Source organism: Anaerococcus kampingae, from assembly GCF_046365475.1.
Classification (GTDB): Bacteria; Bacillota; Clostridia; order Tissierellales; family Peptoniphilaceae; genus Anaerococcus; species Anaerococcus kampingae.
Genome location: NZ_JBGMEF010000003.1, coordinates 38,783 through 55,625, shown reverse-complemented (window position 1 = coordinate 55,625; position 16,843 = coordinate 38,783). Strand labels below are relative to the sequence as shown.

The window sequence follows — 16,843 nt, the reverse complement described above, 5'->3', positions numbered from 1 at the left end:
CACAATTTGCGAAGCAAATTGATGTAGGCCTTACTTCTTTGCGAAGCTAAGAAGATACTACAAGAAGGTAATCAGAATATAACTAGATTATATTAAATATCTAGAGTATATTATTAGGGTAAAAAGTTTAAAGGTTCAAAAAATATGGTGATGATTGCATGAGAGATACACCTGTTCCCATACCGAACACAGAAGTTAAGCCTCATAACGCCGATGGTACTGCCTGGGCAACTGGGTGGTAGAGTAGGAAGTCGCCAAACAATCTAAACCTAGCTGACATTTGTCAGCTAGGTTAAAAATTGAAACTTATATAGATATTCTAGGGAAACCTAGGATAGTTCTATCTTAAATGGGCTTAGGTAGCTCAATGGTGGAGCACCCGGCTGTTAACCGGTAGGTTGTGGGTTCGAGTCCCACCCTGAGCGCCAAGTAAATATCGCGGGATAGAGCAGTCTGGTAGCTCGTCGGGCTCATAACCCGGAGGTCGTAGGTTCAAATCCTGCTCCCGCAACCAAAATTCCATATCAAATGGAAGTAATTATGGCGAAGTAGCTCAGTTGGCTAGAGCATTCGGTTCATACCCGGAGTGTCAAGAGTTCAAGTCTCTTCTTCGCTACCATTTTTTTATAAGCTCTTAGCTTATTTGACCTAGGAGCTATATGGCTCCATGGTCAAGCGGTTAAGACACCAGCCTCTCACGCTGGTTTCCCGGGTTCGAATCCCGGTGGAGTCACCAAATTGACCATAGACTAGTATAGCCTATGGTATTAATTTTTATAGTCAAATTCATTGTATGGATATATATATTATAATTAAGGCCCATGGTCTACTAAAGTATCAGACCTTCCATCAAATCAATTAGTGGTTTGGGATAGGACTTCAAAGCGGTTACCGCTTGACATTTAGTAGTTAAGTGGATTGCAATTATATATTTAATATCATTAAGGCCCCATGGTCAAGCGGTTCGAAGCCCCTAACCCCAATTGTGAAACAATTGGATGGTAGGTCTGGTTACCGCTCGTGTAGTGTGAACAAAATAAAATTAAATACTTGAATTAATGTTTAAATTAAGGCCCCATGGTCAAGCGGTTAAGACACCACCCTTTCACGGTGGTATCCCGGGTTCGAATCCCGGTGGGGTCACCAACAAGCCTGCCCGGCTCATAGAGGGCCCGTGCGGAGCACCTCGCAGCGAAGCGAGAGAGCTAGTGTGCGGAGAAAGGTATTCTAAAAATTAGGGATACCGCAGGACGAAGTCCGAGGACTTACAAAATGTTCTGTTTTTGGAAGTATAGCTCAGTTGGGAGAGCATCTGCCTTACAAGCAGGGGGTCACAGGTTCGAGCCCTGTTACTTCCACCAAAAGCAATTAAATATTGCTCATTACATTTTGTTATCTTATAATAAAATGTTGATGAGGCCTGGTAGTTCAGCTGGTTAGAATGCCGCCCTGTCACGGCGGAGGTCGTGGGTTCGAATCCCATCCAGGTCGCCAATATAATAATGCAACCTAGAAGTGACTTCGTACAAGGTCCGCCGTAACGGTGGAAGAGTTCTTCGGACTCACTAACGTTCGTCTCGAAGATTTCAAATCTTGTGATTTGAAACCCTGTAAGGGACTGGGTTCGAATCCCATCTAGGTCGCCACAGAACTTATATTTAAAAATTGATTGCATCAATTGTGGATATTGGCAATCATTTAGGATTGGTTTTACCAATCCTGCCCAACCCTTTAATAAAAATAGATGCTGATGTAGCTCAATTGGCAGAGCAATTGATTTGTAATCAATAGGTTGTAGGTTCAAGTCCTATCATCAGCTCCAATCTAATCTAAAAGATAATATGCGGATGTGGCTCAGTGGTAGAGCATCGCCTTGCCAAGGCGAGGGTCGCGAGTTCGAATCTCGTCATCCGCTCCAAATTGAATAATGAAAAAAACCAAGCCTAGCCGACCTTGTGGCTTGCTTGGTTTTTATTATGCGTCATTAGCTCAGCTGGATAGAGCGTCTGGCTACGGACCAGAAGGCCTGGGGTTCGAATCCTCAATGACGCGCCAGCAATAAAAGAGGAATGTCGACTATCGACATTCCTCTTTTTCTTATATCTAAAGATAGACTATAAAATTAATTTCAAAATACAAGATTTATGTGCTACAATAATAGTAGTAAGATAAAGTGGATAAAATCCCTTGATTTTAAAAGTAGGAATGGCTAAAAATAGGGATAATTTTAGTGTAATACCCGCACACGCGGGGGTGATCCTAATGAGGGCCTCCCCATCATAAACCAATCTAAGTAATACCCGCACACGCGGGGGTGATCCTGGATTTGAAACCCCTTGTTAATCACCTGGTTAGTAATACCCGCACACGCGGGGGTGATCCTCTGATAAGTCATGTCCTCTGTCAGTTTCGATAGTAGTACCCGCACACGCGGGGCTGAACCTGTATCAGCTCGAGCTGTTCCTGTTTCATAATACCCGCACAAGTGGGAATAATAGTATCTACTAGTTTTAGCGTAGAATATATTCAAATATTTTTCAACTACATCTTTATATCATCTTTCTTGCCCTGATAATTACTGAATTATTAATTTGATTTTTTATTCTTGTGTGTATTTTGGCATAGAAAAACCCCAACATCCATATGCTGGATTTTGGGGTTTAGGTCATAAGACTTTTTTATTCTAATCTTTCTCTTTATCATTTTCATTTTCTATATCATTAATTATATTATTAACTTCTTGAGTATCTAAAAAAGTAACAAAATTTAGTATGTTTGCAATCATCTTAGATAATTTATAAGGAATACTCTTTTTTCTTTTATTTTTATTTTTATCAGCTTGATACATAGCGATTACGAGGAAAAATATTGTCAATAAAATAAGAATTAAGTCTATCATAACTTCTCCTTTATCTATTATTATCTAACACCTGTCTTATTAAAGTAATTACCCGATAATTATGCTTATAATCATTGGGTATTATTATAATGGATGTTATTATTAACATTTATTAGATTTTAATCATATCTATGGTAAAATTATAAAAAAATTACGAGGATTTTTATGAAAAAATATAGAATTTTATATGCCTTAATGGTTTTGTTTGTGGTTTTTATTGGTTTTAAGTTTTTTGCTAGGTCTTCTAATGATTTTGGTCATGATGAAGTACTTCCTAAGTCTACTAACGCATCAGAAATTTACCTAGCTGGTGGGTGTTTTTGGGGTGTTGAGAGGTATTTTAAGAAAATTCCTGGCGTCCTTGATACTGATGTAGGTTATGCGAATGGAAAAACAGATGCTACTTCTTATGAGAAAATAGGTGCTACTGACCATAGCGAGACTGTTAAGATTTCTTATGATTCAGATGTGGTGGCTTTGCAGGATATTTTGGAATATTATTTTAGGATTATTGACCCGACTTCTCTTAATAAGCAGGGCAATGATGAGGGTAGGCAATATAGGACTGGAATTTACTACACTGATGAAAATGATAAGCTAATTATCGATGAAATTATTAGGCAAAAACAGGAAGGCTATGATAAGAAAATTGTTGTTGAAGTTAAGCCTTTGAAAAATTTTATCTTGGCTGAAGACTATCATCAAGACTATCTAGATAAAAATCCTGGCGGCTATTGCCATATAAATATTGGCCTTGCAGATGAACCTTTGGATTCTAAGAAGGATGTACTTTTTAAGGATAAAAAAGCTTTGAAAGAAAAGCTTAGCGAGGAAGAATACAAGGTTACCCAAGAAAATCAAACTGAGAAACCTTTTTCATCTAAATACGATGATTTTGATGAGCCAGGAATTTATGTTGATAAAGTCAGCGGCGAGCCACTTTTTTCTTCAAAGGATAAGTATGATGCTGGTTGCGGTTGGCCTTCTTTTACAAAGTCAATTGGTGGCAATATTAATTATAGGGGTGACAAGTCCCACAATATGGATAGGGTTGAGGTAAGATCTAGAAGAGGAGATTCTCACTTAGGTCATGTCTTTAATGATGGTCCAAAGGATAAGGGCGGCGTTAGATATTGTATTAATGGAGCAGCTTTGCGCTTTATTCCTCTTAGCAAGATGGAGGAAGAGGGCTATGGAGCCTATATCGATAAGGTCAAATAATCTAATTGGGGAGATTAATTTCTCTCCTTTTTATTTGAAAATTTGTTTGAATTTTAAGGTTTTTACATAAAAATTAAGAATTTTATATAAATTTAATTAAGAATTCATTTTTTTAGCATAAATTGGGTATATATTATTAAATAGGAGGAAAGTATGAATAATAGAAAATATAAGAGAGCTGGTGGCGGATTTGCTACTTTTGCAGCTGGACTTCTCGGCGCTATTGTTGGTGGATTTATCGTATATTTCCTACTAGCAGGTGCTAAGACTAATAAAATGGAAGTTAATAATAATACAAATCAAATAGAAACAAGACAGGAGAATTCTAAACCAATTGAGATTAAGGATAATGCGTCTATGGAGTCGGTTGTGGTTAAAAAATCAATTGATTCTGTGGTTGGTATTAATACGGTGTCTAAGGTGACTAGGCAGTCATTTTTTGGCCCTCAATCAGGTTATGTTGAGGGAATTGGTTCTGGATCTATTGTAAGCAAGGATGGCTATATTGTCACAAATTCCCACGTTGTAAGCGATGGAGATGCTAAGGAAATCAATGTTTTATTTAACAATGGTGAGACTGCTCCAGCTGAGCTTGTGTGGAATGATTCATCTTTAGACCTTGCCGTAATTAAGGTAGATTCAAACAATAAAAATCTCAAGGCTATTGATATTGGTGATAGCGATGAGATTGGTGTCGGAGATAGGGTTGTTGCTATTGGTAATCCTTTGGGATTCCAGCTTCAATCAACAGTTACATCCGGTATAATTTCAGGACTTAATAGAAGTGTCGCCTTTAATACAGGAGTCCAAATGGATGGACTAATGCAGACAGATGCGGCAATTAATGCTGGGAACTCTGGTGGAGCCCTTCTAAACTCTAAGGGAGAGCTCATTGGTATAAATACTGCCAAGGCAGGTAACTCAGATGGTATAGGATTTGCTATTCCAATCAATACTGTAAAACCAGTCATCGATACAATTAGGAAAAAGGGCAAATTTGATTCTGTCTACCTAGGCATTACTGGCCAATCAATCGACTACCTAAAACAAATGTCCTACCTCAGAGATAAGGACCTAGGAACTGACCACGGTATCTATGTAGTAAGTGTCTTTTCAGATGATGATTCAATCAAAAAAGGGGATATCATTACAGCAATTGATGGTAAGGAAGTAAAGGATATGTCAGGCCTAAGGAAAATTCTTTTAAGCTATGCCGTAGGAGATAGTGCAGAAATTAGCCTTGTAAGGGATGGCAAGGAAATGAAAGTCGACTTTAAATTTACTCTTGATTCATCAAATGTAGATGAATATAAACAAGCAAGACCAAATGAGAAAAATAGTGAAGAAGATAGGGGAATAAATCCATTCTTCAATCTTCCATAAAATATATAAGCCATAGTTGGGATAATTAAGCCAAAAACTATGGCTTTTTTCTTTATGAAAAAAAATTAAAAGAGGGTCAAGTAAATTATTTGACATGGCTTTAAATAGCGTGTATAATAATCGAGTCAAGTAAAAATATTGACAGGTGATAATATGGAAAAAATTGTAAAAGTAGCCCAGTTATATGACATGTATGGTGCACTTCTAAACGAAAAGCAAAGAGATGTTATAAATTGCTATTATAACGAAGATTTATCCCTTCAAGAAATAGCTGATAATACCGGCAGAACTAAGCAGGCTATATCAGATATGATCAATAGGAGTGTTGATAAATTATTTGAGTTTGAAGATGAGCTTTCTTTACTTAAAAGCAAAACGGAACTTGTAGGAGCTCTTTATGATATAAGAGAGCTGATTGAAAGTTCAAATAATAAAGAAGCAATTGAGATGTTAAATATAGTAATTGAAAAGATTTAGGAGCTTATATGGCATTTGAAAACCTTGCTGATAGACTCCAAGAAGCCCTTGGAAAACTAACAGGAAAAGGAAAATTAAATGAAAAAGACATAGACACTGCTATGAGGGAGATAAGACTTTCTCTATTAGAAGCAGATGTTAACTACAAGGTTGTAAAAGACTTTGTAAAGACTATCAAAGAAAGATCCCTTGGAGAAGATGTGATGAAATCCCTATCTCCTGGGCAAATGGTAGTCAAGATAGTAAATGAAGAATTAACTGAGCTAATGGGTAAGGAAAATTCAAGGCTAGATCTAAGAGGCTCTACCCCTCATATGGTAATGATGGTAGGTCTACAAGGTTCTGGTAAGACCACCCATTCTGGTAAACTTGTAAAACTCTTACAAAAAGAAAACAGAAATCCAATGCTAGCAGCCCTAGATATCTACAGACCAGCAGCTATAGAGCAGTTAAAAGTAGTAGGTAAACAAGCAAATACCCACGTATTTGAAATGGGCAAAACAGATCCTGTCACTATAGCTACCGAGGCCAAAAAATACGCTAGGCATAATAATTACGACACAGTAATCCTAGATACAGCAGGTAGGCTTCAGATAGATGATCAGCTCATGGAAGAGCTTAAAAACATCAAAGAAAGCGTCAAACCTGACGAAATCCTCTTGGTAGTAGATGCTATGACAGGTCAAGAAGCGGTAAATGTAGCCAAAACCTTTGATGACTACCTAGATATAACAGGAGTAATCCTAACAAAGCTAGATGGTGATGCAAGAGGCGGGGCAGCACTTTCCATAAGACAAGTTGTAGGCAAGCCAATTAAATTTATAGGAGTTGGTGAAAAACTTGACGACTTAGAGCCTTTCCATCCAGACAGGATGGCAAGTAGAATCCTTGGAATGGGAGATGTACTCTCGCTAATAGAAAAGGCCGAAGCACAATTTTCTCTAGAAAATGCCAAAGAATTAGAAGCAAAGATGAGAGAGCAGACATATTCCCTAGATGATTTCATGGAGCAAATCCAACAAATCAAGAATATGGGACCTCTAGAAGATCTACTTGCGATGATACCGGGAGTAAATTCTAAAATGTTAAAAGGTGTCAATGTGGATGATGCCGGATTTGACAAGATAGAAGCCCTAATCAATTCTATGACAAAAGAAGAGAAAGATAACCCAGAAATAATTGGAAAAAGTAGAAAAGTAAGGATTTCAAATGGTTCTGGAGTAGATATCCGTGAACTTAATAAGCTACTTAAACAATTTAAAGAGCTTAAAAAAATGATGAAAAAGATGAGCGGATTTAAAGCAAATCAAAAAAGAGGCAGAAGATTTCCAAAAATGCCTTTCTTTTAAAAAATAAGGAGGAAAAAATGGCAGTAAAAATTAGATTAAAGAGAATGGGACAAAAGAAAAAACCATTCTACAGAGTAGTTGTAGCAGATTCTAGAAGAGCAAGAGATGGTAGATTTATCGAAGAGATAGGCTACTACAATCCAGTTGCTGAACCAAAAGTATTTAGAATTGACAATGAAAAAGCTAAACAATGGATCAAAAACGGTGCACAACCAACATCTATTGTAGAAAAGCTATTCAAAGACAATGATGTATTAGCATAATTATGAAAGAACTAGTTGAATTAATAGTAAAAGAATTAGTAAGCGACAAAGACGCTGTAGAAATTATCGAAGATAGAGAAGGCAGCGAAGTAAACATACTAATAAAAGTAGCTGAAGAAGACAAGGGTAGGGTAATAGGAGTAAGAGGCAATATCATAAACTCCATAAGAACTATCGCAAGAAGCGCAGCTATAAAGGAAAATGTTAAGGTAAATATAAAAATATGAGAATCTCAGTAGGAGAGATAGTAGCCAGTCACGGCATCCGTGGCAATCTCAAGGTAAATAGCCTAACAGACAATGAAAAAAGATTTGAAAAAGGGGCAAAAGTCTTCATAGAAGATGAACTTTTAACCATAAGAGAATCTTTTAAGAAAAAAAACCAAGTAATAATAGGCTTTGAAGAATACGATAATATCAACGATGTCCTAAAATTTGTAGGCAAAGATATTACAATAGATGAAAAAGATCTAGGCAAACTTGCAGAGGGCGAAATATACATCCACGACCTTTACGGACTAAAAGTAATCTCCGATGGGCAAATAAAAGGAGAAATAAAAGACGTAATAAGCGGCGTATATCCAAATGATGTATACCTAGTCCAAACAGAAAATGGCGAAGTACTCTTACCAGCCTTAAGAGCTATTATCAAAGAAATAAATACTGAAAAAGGATTTATAGAAGTAGAAAATTTTAGTGACTATGAATAAAGTAACACTCCTAACCTTATTTCCAGAATCTTTCGAATTTTTAAAGACCTATGGAGTAATAGGAAAGGCCATACAAAATCAAAAATTAGACCTAGAAATAGTAAACATGAGAGATTTTGCAAACAACAAGCATAATCACGTAGATGATACAGTATACGGCGGGGCAGCCGGAATGCTAATAAGACCTCAAGTAATATATGATGCGCTATTGTCAGTCAAGAAAGCAAATTCAAAAGTAGCCTTTATGTCGGCTGCAGGAAAAGTTTTAAATCAGAAGTTAGCAATCGACTTTGCAAGTATTGAACACTTGATAATCATATGCGGACATTACGAGGGCATAGATGCAAGGATAACAAATCATTATGTAGACTATGAGATATCTATAGGAGACTATGTACTTACAGGTGGAGAAATCCCTGCTATGGTCCTAATAGACTCAATGGCAAGATTTATAGATGGAGTAGTAGGCAAGGAAGAGTCATTAACAACAGATTCTCACTACAATATATTGTTGCAACAAGACGAATATACCAAGCCAAGAGTATTCAATGGCTACCACGTACCAAACGAACTAGTAAGTGGAGACCACAAGAAAATCGCAGCTTGGAATAAGAAAAATGCAATAGAAAAAACAAAAAGAGTAAGATACGACCTATACGAAAAGTACTTACGAGAGGAGAGCAAAGATGGATTTAATCAAAAAAATAGAAAGTGAAAACCTACGTGAAGAAAACTTTGACTTTAATGTAGGTGATACTGTAAGAATAAGCTACAGAATCAAAGAAGGCGACAAGACAAGACTACAAGACTTCGAAGGAACAGTAATCTACATCAACGAAGGAACAGTAGGCAAGACCTTCACAGTAAGAAGAATATCATACGGTGTAGGAGTAGAAAGAACCTTCCTATATCACAACCCAAGAATAGAAAAACTAGTAGTAACCAGACGTGGTAAGGTAAGAAGAGCAAAACTAAACTACCTAAGAGATCGTCAAGGTAAGGCAGCTAAAGTTAAAGAAAAAACAAATTACTAATGGTAGAAAAAAACATCGTAAGCGATGTTTTTTTCGATTTTCACAATTTATCAAGGCACGAAGTGCCGCAGTATAAATTGATGAAAAACCTTATGTAAATTTTTATGGAGGAAGCGACGAGAAGGAGCTTTCGTAATAAAAAGTTTACTAATAAAAAGGGGACTTTTGCAGATTATGTGAAAGTCCTTTTTTAGTGAAAATTTTGGTATGTGATTTTATTTTTGATAGAATATAATTGAAAGCAGCTTAATTATGAATTAAAGAAAAGATTTGACTAATTAGAAAAAAATATATAATTAATTCTTTGTTGACAATTGTTTCTATATTTAGTTTTTTCAAGATGTTAGCAATCGAAAATACTACAAGATTAGCAGAGTATATAAATACAGATTATCATATGAATAGTCTTGCATTTATATATATTTGTCTACTTGCAATGTTTGTACTTCTTATCTTAAATACTGTGTGGACCATAAAGTCTTGTAAGGCAGAAAAATAAATAATTAAGCTAATATGAAGGCACTGCTAAATATTTAAATATTTAGTGGTGCCGTATTTCTTTTAAATAGTTTTTTAACTTAGATAATAACTTTAGTGCAAATTTTAAATAATAATAAATAAACTTACAATAAAATATTTTTTTGACAATATTATATGACATGGTGCATTATAGAAATAATAAAAGATGATTTGATATTAAGAAAGTAGGTTTATATGAAGGAGAATTATCAAAAAGAGAAGTTTAAATTTATAAGACTCAACTGGATTTTTGTTGGATTTATAATTCTTTCTTTAGCTAGCAATCTTGAGCAATATTTCATGACTAGGTTGATTGAGAGGTTTTCTAGGATTGTGTCTTATAGGGATGGGACCTTGATTAGATCTACTCTGATATTTTTTGTTCTTTGGGGCCTTGTTTTTTTTACCTTGAGAGTGTCAAGATCTAGGATGAAGGCTAGGATTTCTTATTTGTGGAATGTGAGGATTAAGAGGGACTTGATGGAAAATATCCTAAGAAGAGATCCCCTTTATTTTGAAAGCAAGGATAAGGCATCTTACATATCTTTATTTAACAACGACTTAAAATTTATAGAAGATAATTATCTCTTTTCTGTCGATTGGATTATTTCAAATATAGTTCTTTTATTTTTGTGCTTGGCCTATGGTTTTACTATTAATATTGAAATAACCCTGATTATCTTTGCCTTTGGAATCATAATCATGCTGATTTCTAAGTATATTTCCTCTCTATCATCAAATGAGAATGAGAAATATATGAAGTCTCTAAATTCCTACAATGAGATATTGAATGATTCATTTTATGGCTATGGAACTCTTTTTAGATTCAATAAGACAGGCCATTTCCTTAGGAAATTTGACCAAAAAACCAAAGAAAATGAGAAAATCCACGAAAAATCCTTATTTTTAAATTCTTCTAGGATTTCAGTAATAAATGTAACATCAGGAATCTTGCAGACATTTTTAATGCTCTTATCAGCCCTTTTTGTCTATTGGGGCAAGATAGAGGCCTTTTATTTCCCAGTTCTCTTAAGCCTTATGAATATTATAATCTGGCCTATGCAAGAGATTGCAGATAGCTATGGCAATATAATTTCAACTAAGAAAATTAGGGAAAGGATTTTGGAAGATTATTCTTATAGGGAAGATAAATTTGAAGGTGAGCAAGGTCAGAATAAAGAAATTTTTGAAGAAAAGTCAGACATATTATTTTCAAAAGTTGACTTTTCCTATGGGGCCAAAGAGATTTTATCAGGGGCTTCCTTTAGGATAAATAAGAATGACCACCTAATCATAAGCGGAGCAAGCGGGACTGGTAAGTCTACAATTTTTAAACTTATTACCAAGGAACTCAGCCAAAATTCTGGAGATATTTTCATTATGGATAATAATATAATGAACCTAAGTCGTGAGGAAATATACGAGAAAATCTCTATTGTAGCTCAAAAACCAATGATATTTAGGGATACTATCCTAGCCAATATTGTCCTTTTTGAAAATGAAGATGAGAATGACCGTGACAAGCTTAATCAAGCCATCAAGAAGTCAGGACTTGAGCCTCTTATAAATAATCTTGAAAAAGGCTACATGACAATTATAAAAGATGCAGGGTCAAACCTTTCTGGTGGGGAAATGCAAAGAATTGAAATAGCCAGGGCCCTCTATAAGGATAGCCCAATCATCTTGATAGATGAAGCAACATCTGCCCTTGACCTAAAAATGGCAAGTGAGATTGAAGAAATTTTTGCAAGGCTAGATAAGACCCTAATATCAATTTCCCATAGGAGGGATATTGACTATAGCAAGTATTACGATAAGATTATTGAAATTAAGGATAAAAAAACTATAGAAAAGTCTGTAAATAAAATATAAGAAATTACCACAGTTAAGTAAGAATTTTACTTTAAAACTGTGGTATTTTTTTATTTATACATTTTTGATATAATATTTATAGACTTATAAATAGATAAAATGCAATTTTACAATACTTATGTATAATAGAAGGTAGTAGTTAGGAGATAGATATGGCACTTAATATAAATTGGTTTCCTGGTCATATGAAAAAGACCAAGGAAGAAATAGAGAAAAATCTGAAGCTTGTCGATATAGTTCTTGAAATAATTGATGCTAGGATTCCTGAATCTTCTAGAAATCCTATGCTTGATGATATACTTTCACTCAAGCCTAGACTTATGATTATGAATAAGGCTGATTTGGCAGATTCTGTTGAAAATCAAAAGTGGATTAGGCATTTTCATGACCAGGGGATTGAGGCTATCTTGCTTAATTCTAAGGAGAAGATCAATACTAAGAGAATTTATGACCATGCAAGAGTGGTCTTGAAGGATAAGTTTGACAAACATAAGGAAAAAAATATTGACAATCCTCTAATTAGGATGATGATTGTAGGGATTCCAAACTCTGGCAAGTCTACCTTTATTAATAATGTATCAAAGAAAAAGGGGGCAAGAGTTGGCAACCGTCCAGGTGTTACTCAAACTAAGCAATGGATAAGGACTGATGCTAATATCCAGCTTTTAGATACTCCTGGAGTTTTGTGGCCAAAATTTGACGATAGGACAGGCCTTCACTTATCTTTTACTAATGCTATTAAGGATGAAATCCTAAATATAGAAGACTTGACCCTATATTTCCTAGATGAGATGAAGGACTTATATCCAGAAAATCTTGTAGAAAGGTATGGGATAGATCCAAATGCCAAGGCCATTGAAATATATGAAGCAATAGCTAAAAAGCGTGGGGCCCTCATAGCTGGTGGAGATTTTGACTATACAAGGACTGCGACAATTATCCTAAATGATTTTAGAACTGGCAAGCTTGGAAGAATTACCCTTGAGAAGATATGAAATATTCAGAATACAATGATGACATAAAAAAAGAAATATATGAAAAATATGACTACCTAGCAGGAATAGATGAGGTGGGCAGGGGGCCTTTGGCAGGGCCAGTTGTGACTTGTGCTGTAGTCATGAAAAAGGATTCCCACATAGAGGGGGTCACTGATTCTAAAAAGCTAAGCCGCAAGAAAATGCTAGATTTAAAGGAGAAAATCCTCAAAGACTGTCTAGCATATTCCTATGGCTATGCCAATAATCATAAGATTGACCAGCTAAATATAAAGGAAGCAACCCATAGGGCCATGGAAGATGCTCTAAATGGCCTTGAAATTGTCCCAGATATAGTCCTAATTGATGCTGAAAGGATTAATACCCCTATTCCCCAATTAAACATTGTAAAGGGAGATCTTAACGAATATGCTATCTCCTGTGCCTCAATTTTAGCCAAGATAAGAAGGGATGATATCATGATTAATTTTGCAAAAATTTATCCGGGCTACCATTTTGAGACAAATTTTGGCTACGGGACAAAGGCCCACTATGAAGGCCTAGAAAGGCTTGGTGAAACCCCAATCCACAGGCAGACCTTCCTTAGGAAATTTCACGAAAGGCAGCTATCTTTCATATGACACTTAAGAGAAATATTGGAGATTTTGGAGAAAATCTCACTGAAAAATATTTGATAGAAAATGGCTATAGGATACTTGCTAGGAATTTTTCCAAGACCTTTGGGGAAATTGATATAATTGCCTTCAAGGATCAAACACTTGCCTTTGTTGAGGTTAAGACTAGAAAGAGTGATAACTTCGCCTATGCAGCAGAGGCTGTGGATTTTTATAAGCAACAGAGAATTATCAAGGCAAGCCAGGCCTTTTTAGCGGAAAATAAGATGTTTGACTTCATCAGCCGCTATGATGTGTGCGAAGTTTACCTTGATACAAGAAAGATAAATTACATAGAAAATGCGTTTTGATAAGAGAAAAATTTTATTATATTTAAACTTTATATACATAAATAATATGACCATCCTTGACTTGTATGAAGAAAATCTACTTGAGGATTTTTTCGAAAAGGATAGGCCATATTTTTCCAATTTATCCGATAAGCTTTATGAAAAGATATTTGACTCCAAAAACCTCGAGGCCTTTGAAAAATATTATGAAAAAATCCAGAGGCTTGGAATAAATTATGTTACAATCTTTGATGATGACTATCCAGAAAACCTCAGATATATAGATGATAGGCCAGCCATCCTTTATTATAAGGGAAGGCTTGATCAGGAAAATGATAGTAAGTCTATTGCCTTTGTTGGGGCTAGAAAGTGTACGGACTACGGCAAATGGGCCTGCAAAAACCTAGCTAGTCAGGTGTCAGCAGCAGGGTTAACCACAGTATCAGGCCTTGCTTATGGGATAGATGCCATGTGCCATAAAGCAACACTCGATGTGGGAGGCAGGACAATCGGGGTGATTGGCTGTGGGATTGATGAGATTTATCCCAAGGCCAATAAGTTTTTGTACGAAAAAATTGCTGAAGAAGGCCTAATTCTTTCAGAATTTCCCCTAGGAACTCAGCCTTTAGCCTACAATTTTCCGAGGAGAAATAGGATAATATCAGGGATTTCTCTGGCAACTGTTGTTATAGAAGCTAAGGAGAAGTCAGGAACAATGATTACAACTAGGTGTGCCCTAGAACAAGGCAAGGAAGTCTTTGCCGTTCCTGGCAATATCAATTCCATTTATTCAAAGGGCACAAATATGCTAATACAAGAAGGATCAAAACTTATAACAAAGGCCGATGATATCCTTGAAGAGCTTGATTATCTTTTAGATAGGAAGGCCACAAAAAGACAAATAGATTATTCTGCCCTTGATAAGGATGAAGAGGCTGTAGTAAGATATATTGAGAATAACCCAAACTCAAATCCAGATGACCTATCATTAAATTTGAATTTAGAGATAGATGTGATAAACTTTTTGCTAACGAGTTTGGAGCTTAAAGATATAATAGAAAATATTGGAAATAATGAATTTACCATAAAGGAGTGAGAATTTGGCAAAAAATCTAGTAATAGTTGAGTCGCCAACCAAGGCTAGGTCAATTTCAAAAATGCTAGGCAGAAATTATAAGGTAAAGGCCACAGTAGGCCACCTAAGAGATTTGCCTAAGTCTAAATTTGGAGTTGATATAGAAAATAACTTTGAACCTGAATACATAAAAGTAAGGGGCAGGGCGAAAACTATTAATGAATTAAAAAAAGAAGCTGATAATGCTGATAATATTTATCTGGCGACAGACCCTGATAGGGAAGGTGAGGCCATAAGCTGGCACTTGCAATTTCTTTTAGGTCTAGATCCAGAGGCGAAAAATAGGGTAGAATTTCATGAAATAACCAAAAACAACGTCCTAAACGCTATCAAAAACCCAAGGAAAATCGACAAGAACCTTGTAGATGCCCAACAGGCAAGAAGGGTCATGGATAGGATAGTAGGTTATGAAATAAGTCCAATCCTTTGGAAGAGAGTCAAGGCAGGCCTATCAGCAGGTCGTGTCCAATCCATTGCCCTAAAGCTAGTAGTAGATAGGCAAGATGAGATCGATAAATTTATCCCAGAAGAATATTGGACCATCAAGGCTAAACATAAATATGAAAATATAGACTTTGAATCTGAGTTTTATGGATCAAAGAGTAAAAAAATGAAGGTGTCAAACGAATCCGGAGCTGATAAGGTCTTAAATAAGATTGACAAGGATAGATTTGAAGTTATTAATGTAACAAAAACAAAGAAAAGACGTAAGGCTCAGGCCCCATACACAACCTCAACCCTCCAACAAGATGCATCCAATAAGCTTGGTTTTTCAACCAAATTTACCATGCAATTAGCTCAACAGCTCTACGAGGGTATAGACATTGGACATGAGGGAACTGTAGGTCTAATCTCCTACATGAGAACAGATGCCACAAGGATTTCAAGCGAGATAGTAGGCGAATCCCTCAAATATATCAAGGAAAAGTATGGAGAAAAGTATGCCTCTAAGGGTAAGACCTATGGAGCAAAGAAAAAGGGAAGCCAAGATGCCCACGAGGCTATAAGACCAACGTCTATCTACAGGGACCCAATAAGCCTAAAAGCATATCTGTCAGACCAACAATACAAGCTCTACAAGCTAATTTGGAACAGGGTAGTAGCAAGCCAGATGGCAGATTACGAATATCTATCAACACAAATTAGCTTTGATAATAATGGTTTAATCTTCAGATCAAATGGTAAAATTACAATCTTTGACGGTTTTAATAAATTGTCAGGAAATCTTGATAATGAAAACATTTTGCCAGACTTAAATGAAAGGGATGTCATAAGTGCTACAAAGATTGAAAAAGACCAGCACTTTACAAATCCACCTGCAAGATATACAGAAGCATCGTTAGTAAAGACCCTAGAAGAATTTGGAATCGGTAGGCCATCAACCTATTCAGCAACAATCAACCAAATTATGTCAAGAAATTACGTCGAGCTAGATGGTAGGTCAATATATCCTACAAAGTTAGGAAAAACTGTAAATGACTTCCTCCAAGAAAATTTTGACGATGTAATAAATGTAGAATTTACAGCTGAAATGGAAAGTCAATTGGATAAGATAGCAGAAAATGAAGTTTTCTGGAAGGATGTCCTAGGAGCTTTTTATAAGGATTTCAGCAAGGATATGGAAAATGTCAAGAAAGACACTACAGATTATAAGGTAAAAGATAAGGTCCTTGATGAAAAATGTCCAAAATGCGGCAAGCCTTTGGCCATAAAGCACGGACGCAATGGTAAATTTATTGGATGCACTGGTTTTCCAGATTGTGACTTTACCAAGTCAATAATAAAAACAACTGGAGTCAAATGTCCAAAATGTAAGGATGGAGAGATAATAGAGAAGGTATCAAAGAGGGGTAAGAGATTTTATGGTTGCAATAATTTCCCAGATTGTGACTACGCCCTATGGGATCCACCAACAGGTGAAAAATGCCCAGAATGCGGCAATCTCCTAATCCATAAGAAAAATAGAAAGACAGACGAGATAAAATGCTCAGCCTGTGACTATGTAAAAGAGAAGAAAAGATAGAAAAAGTCCCGACTTAGAAAA

At 35.9% G+C, this 16,843-nt stretch carries 17 protein-coding genes, 10 tRNA genes and 1 rRNA gene; 27 read left to right on the top strand and 1 reads right to left on the bottom strand.

All coding sequences use genetic code 11. The annotated features are described in order from the left end of the window. The first annotated feature begins 143 nt into the window (after positions 1-143). From rrf to ACCQ42_RS00770, 11 genes are all read left to right on the top strand, one after another. Positions 144-260 (top strand): 5S ribosomal RNA (rrf, locus tag ACCQ42_RS00820). 93 nt (positions 261-353) lie between these two features. After that, a tRNA-Asn gene (locus ACCQ42_RS00815) sits at positions 354-428 on the top strand. A gap of 9 nt (positions 429-437) precedes the next feature. Next, positions 438-514 (top strand) — tRNA-Met (locus ACCQ42_RS00810). A 28-nt stretch (positions 515-542) separates the two neighbouring features. Beyond that, a tRNA-Met gene (locus ACCQ42_RS00805) sits at positions 543-619 on the top strand. 42 nt (positions 620-661) lie between these two features. Further along, a tRNA-Glu gene (locus ACCQ42_RS00800) sits at positions 662-736 on the top strand. Between the two features lie 335 nt (positions 737-1,071). Beyond that, positions 1,072-1,146, top strand: a tRNA-Glu gene (locus tag ACCQ42_RS00795). A gap of 139 nt (positions 1,147-1,285) precedes the next feature. Continuing rightward, positions 1,286-1,361: transfer RNA gene (locus ACCQ42_RS00790), tRNA-Val, on the top strand. Positions 1,362-1,417: 56 nt separating this feature from the next. Next, a tRNA-Asp gene (locus ACCQ42_RS00785) sits at positions 1,418-1,494 on the top strand. 252 nt (positions 1,495-1,746) lie between these two features. Beyond that, positions 1,747-1,822 (top strand) — tRNA-Thr (locus ACCQ42_RS00780). 21 nt (positions 1,823-1,843) lie between these two features. After that, positions 1,844-1,918: transfer RNA gene (locus ACCQ42_RS00775), tRNA-Gly, on the top strand. Between the two features lie 60 nt (positions 1,919-1,978). Then, a tRNA-Arg gene (locus ACCQ42_RS00770) sits at positions 1,979-2,055 on the top strand. Between the two features lie 628 nt (positions 2,056-2,683). Here the strand turns inward: ACCQ42_RS00770 and ACCQ42_RS00765 are convergent. After that, complete coding sequence (locus tag ACCQ42_RS00765; RefSeq protein ID WP_410035076.1) at positions 2,684-2,899, bottom strand: hypothetical protein; 216 nt, start codon at positions 2,897-2,899, stop codon at positions 2,684-2,686. Between the two features lie 165 nt (positions 2,900-3,064). On the opposite strand from ACCQ42_RS00765, the gene msrB reads away from it, so the two are divergent. From msrB to topA, 16 genes are all read left to right on the top strand, one after another. Beyond that, complete coding sequence (gene msrB / locus ACCQ42_RS00760) at positions 3,065-4,120, top strand: peptide-methionine (R)-S-oxide reductase MsrB (protein WP_410035075.1); 1,056 nt, start codon at positions 3,065-3,067, stop codon at positions 4,118-4,120. 153 nt (positions 4,121-4,273) lie between these two features. Continuing rightward, positions 4,274-5,503 carry a S1C family serine protease gene (locus ACCQ42_RS00755; protein ID WP_410035074.1) on the top strand — a complete coding sequence of 410 codons (1,230 nt, stop codon included), beginning with the start codon at positions 4,274-4,276 and terminating at the stop codon, positions 5,501-5,503. Positions 5,504-5,656: 153 nt separating this feature from the next. Continuing rightward, a complete protein-coding gene (ylxM, locus tag ACCQ42_RS00750; RefSeq protein WP_106460752.1) occupies positions 5,657-5,980 on the top strand; it encodes a YlxM family DNA-binding protein in 324 nt (107 codons plus the stop codon). An 8-nt stretch (positions 5,981-5,988) separates the two neighbouring features. Continuing rightward, positions 5,989-7,329, top strand: a complete 1,341-nt coding sequence (gene ffh / locus ACCQ42_RS00745) for a signal recognition particle protein (protein ID WP_410035073.1) — start codon at positions 5,989-5,991, stop codon at positions 7,327-7,329. A 17-nt stretch (positions 7,330-7,346) separates the two neighbouring features. Continuing rightward, positions 7,347-7,592 (top strand): 30S ribosomal protein S16, encoded by a 246-nt coding sequence (rpsP, locus tag ACCQ42_RS00740; protein ID WP_106460750.1) that lies wholly within the window; start codon positions 7,347-7,349, stop codon positions 7,590-7,592. Positions 7,593-7,594: 2 nt separating this feature from the next. Next, complete coding sequence (locus ACCQ42_RS00735) at positions 7,595-7,819, top strand: KH domain-containing protein (RefSeq protein ID WP_106460749.1); 225 nt, start codon at positions 7,595-7,597, stop codon at positions 7,817-7,819. After that, positions 7,816-8,301 (top strand): ribosome maturation factor RimM, encoded by a 486-nt coding sequence (gene rimM / locus ACCQ42_RS00730; RefSeq protein WP_410035072.1) that lies wholly within the window; start codon positions 7,816-7,818, stop codon positions 8,299-8,301. Before ACCQ42_RS00735 ends, rimM begins: the two co-directional genes overlap by 4 nt. Continuing rightward, positions 8,294-9,016 (top strand): tRNA (guanosine(37)-N1)-methyltransferase TrmD, encoded by a 723-nt coding sequence (trmD, locus tag ACCQ42_RS00725; RefSeq protein ID WP_410035071.1) that lies wholly within the window; start codon positions 8,294-8,296, stop codon positions 9,014-9,016. The genes rimM and trmD overlap by 8 nt, the downstream gene beginning before the upstream one ends. Then, entirely contained in the window at positions 8,988-9,335 is a 348-nt protein-coding gene (rplS, locus tag ACCQ42_RS00720; RefSeq protein WP_106460746.1) for a 50S ribosomal protein L19, read from the top strand. The genes trmD and rplS overlap by 29 nt, the downstream gene beginning before the upstream one ends. Before the next feature lie 340 nt (positions 9,336-9,675). Next, on the top strand, positions 9,676-9,834 hold the full coding sequence (locus ACCQ42_RS00715; RefSeq protein ID WP_410035070.1) for a hypothetical protein: 159 nt from the start codon (positions 9,676-9,678) through the stop codon (positions 9,832-9,834). 215 nt (positions 9,835-10,049) lie between these two features. Beyond that, positions 10,050-11,726: an ABC transporter ATP-binding protein gene (locus ACCQ42_RS00710; protein ID WP_410035069.1), complete on the top strand. Its 1,677-nt coding sequence runs from the start codon at positions 10,050-10,052 to the stop codon at positions 11,724-11,726. 152 nt (positions 11,727-11,878) lie between these two features. Then, the gene (ylqF, locus tag ACCQ42_RS00705) at positions 11,879-12,721 is read left to right on the top strand and encodes a ribosome biogenesis GTPase YlqF (RefSeq protein WP_410035068.1); all 843 of its coding nucleotides are present in this window, start codon (positions 11,879-11,881) and stop codon (positions 12,719-12,721) included. Next, a complete protein-coding gene (locus ACCQ42_RS00700) occupies positions 12,718-13,341 on the top strand; it encodes a ribonuclease HII (protein WP_410035067.1) in 624 nt (207 codons plus the stop codon). Before ylqF ends, ACCQ42_RS00700 begins: the two co-directional genes overlap by 4 nt. Then, positions 13,338-13,685 carry a YraN family protein gene (locus ACCQ42_RS00695; RefSeq protein WP_265212922.1) on the top strand — a complete coding sequence of 116 codons (348 nt, stop codon included), beginning with the start codon at positions 13,338-13,340 and terminating at the stop codon, positions 13,683-13,685. The genes ACCQ42_RS00700 and ACCQ42_RS00695 overlap by 4 nt, the downstream gene beginning before the upstream one ends. Next, positions 13,675-14,760: a DNA-processing protein DprA gene (gene dprA, locus ACCQ42_RS00690; protein WP_410035066.1), complete on the top strand. Its 1,086-nt coding sequence runs from the start codon at positions 13,675-13,677 to the stop codon at positions 14,758-14,760. The genes ACCQ42_RS00695 and dprA overlap by 11 nt, the downstream gene beginning before the upstream one ends. Positions 14,761-14,764: 4 nt before the next feature. After that, on the top strand, positions 14,765-16,822 hold the full coding sequence (topA, locus tag ACCQ42_RS00685; RefSeq protein ID WP_265237703.1) for a type I DNA topoisomerase: 2,058 nt from the start codon (positions 14,765-14,767) through the stop codon (positions 16,820-16,822). Positions 16,823-16,843 lie beyond the last annotated feature (21 nt).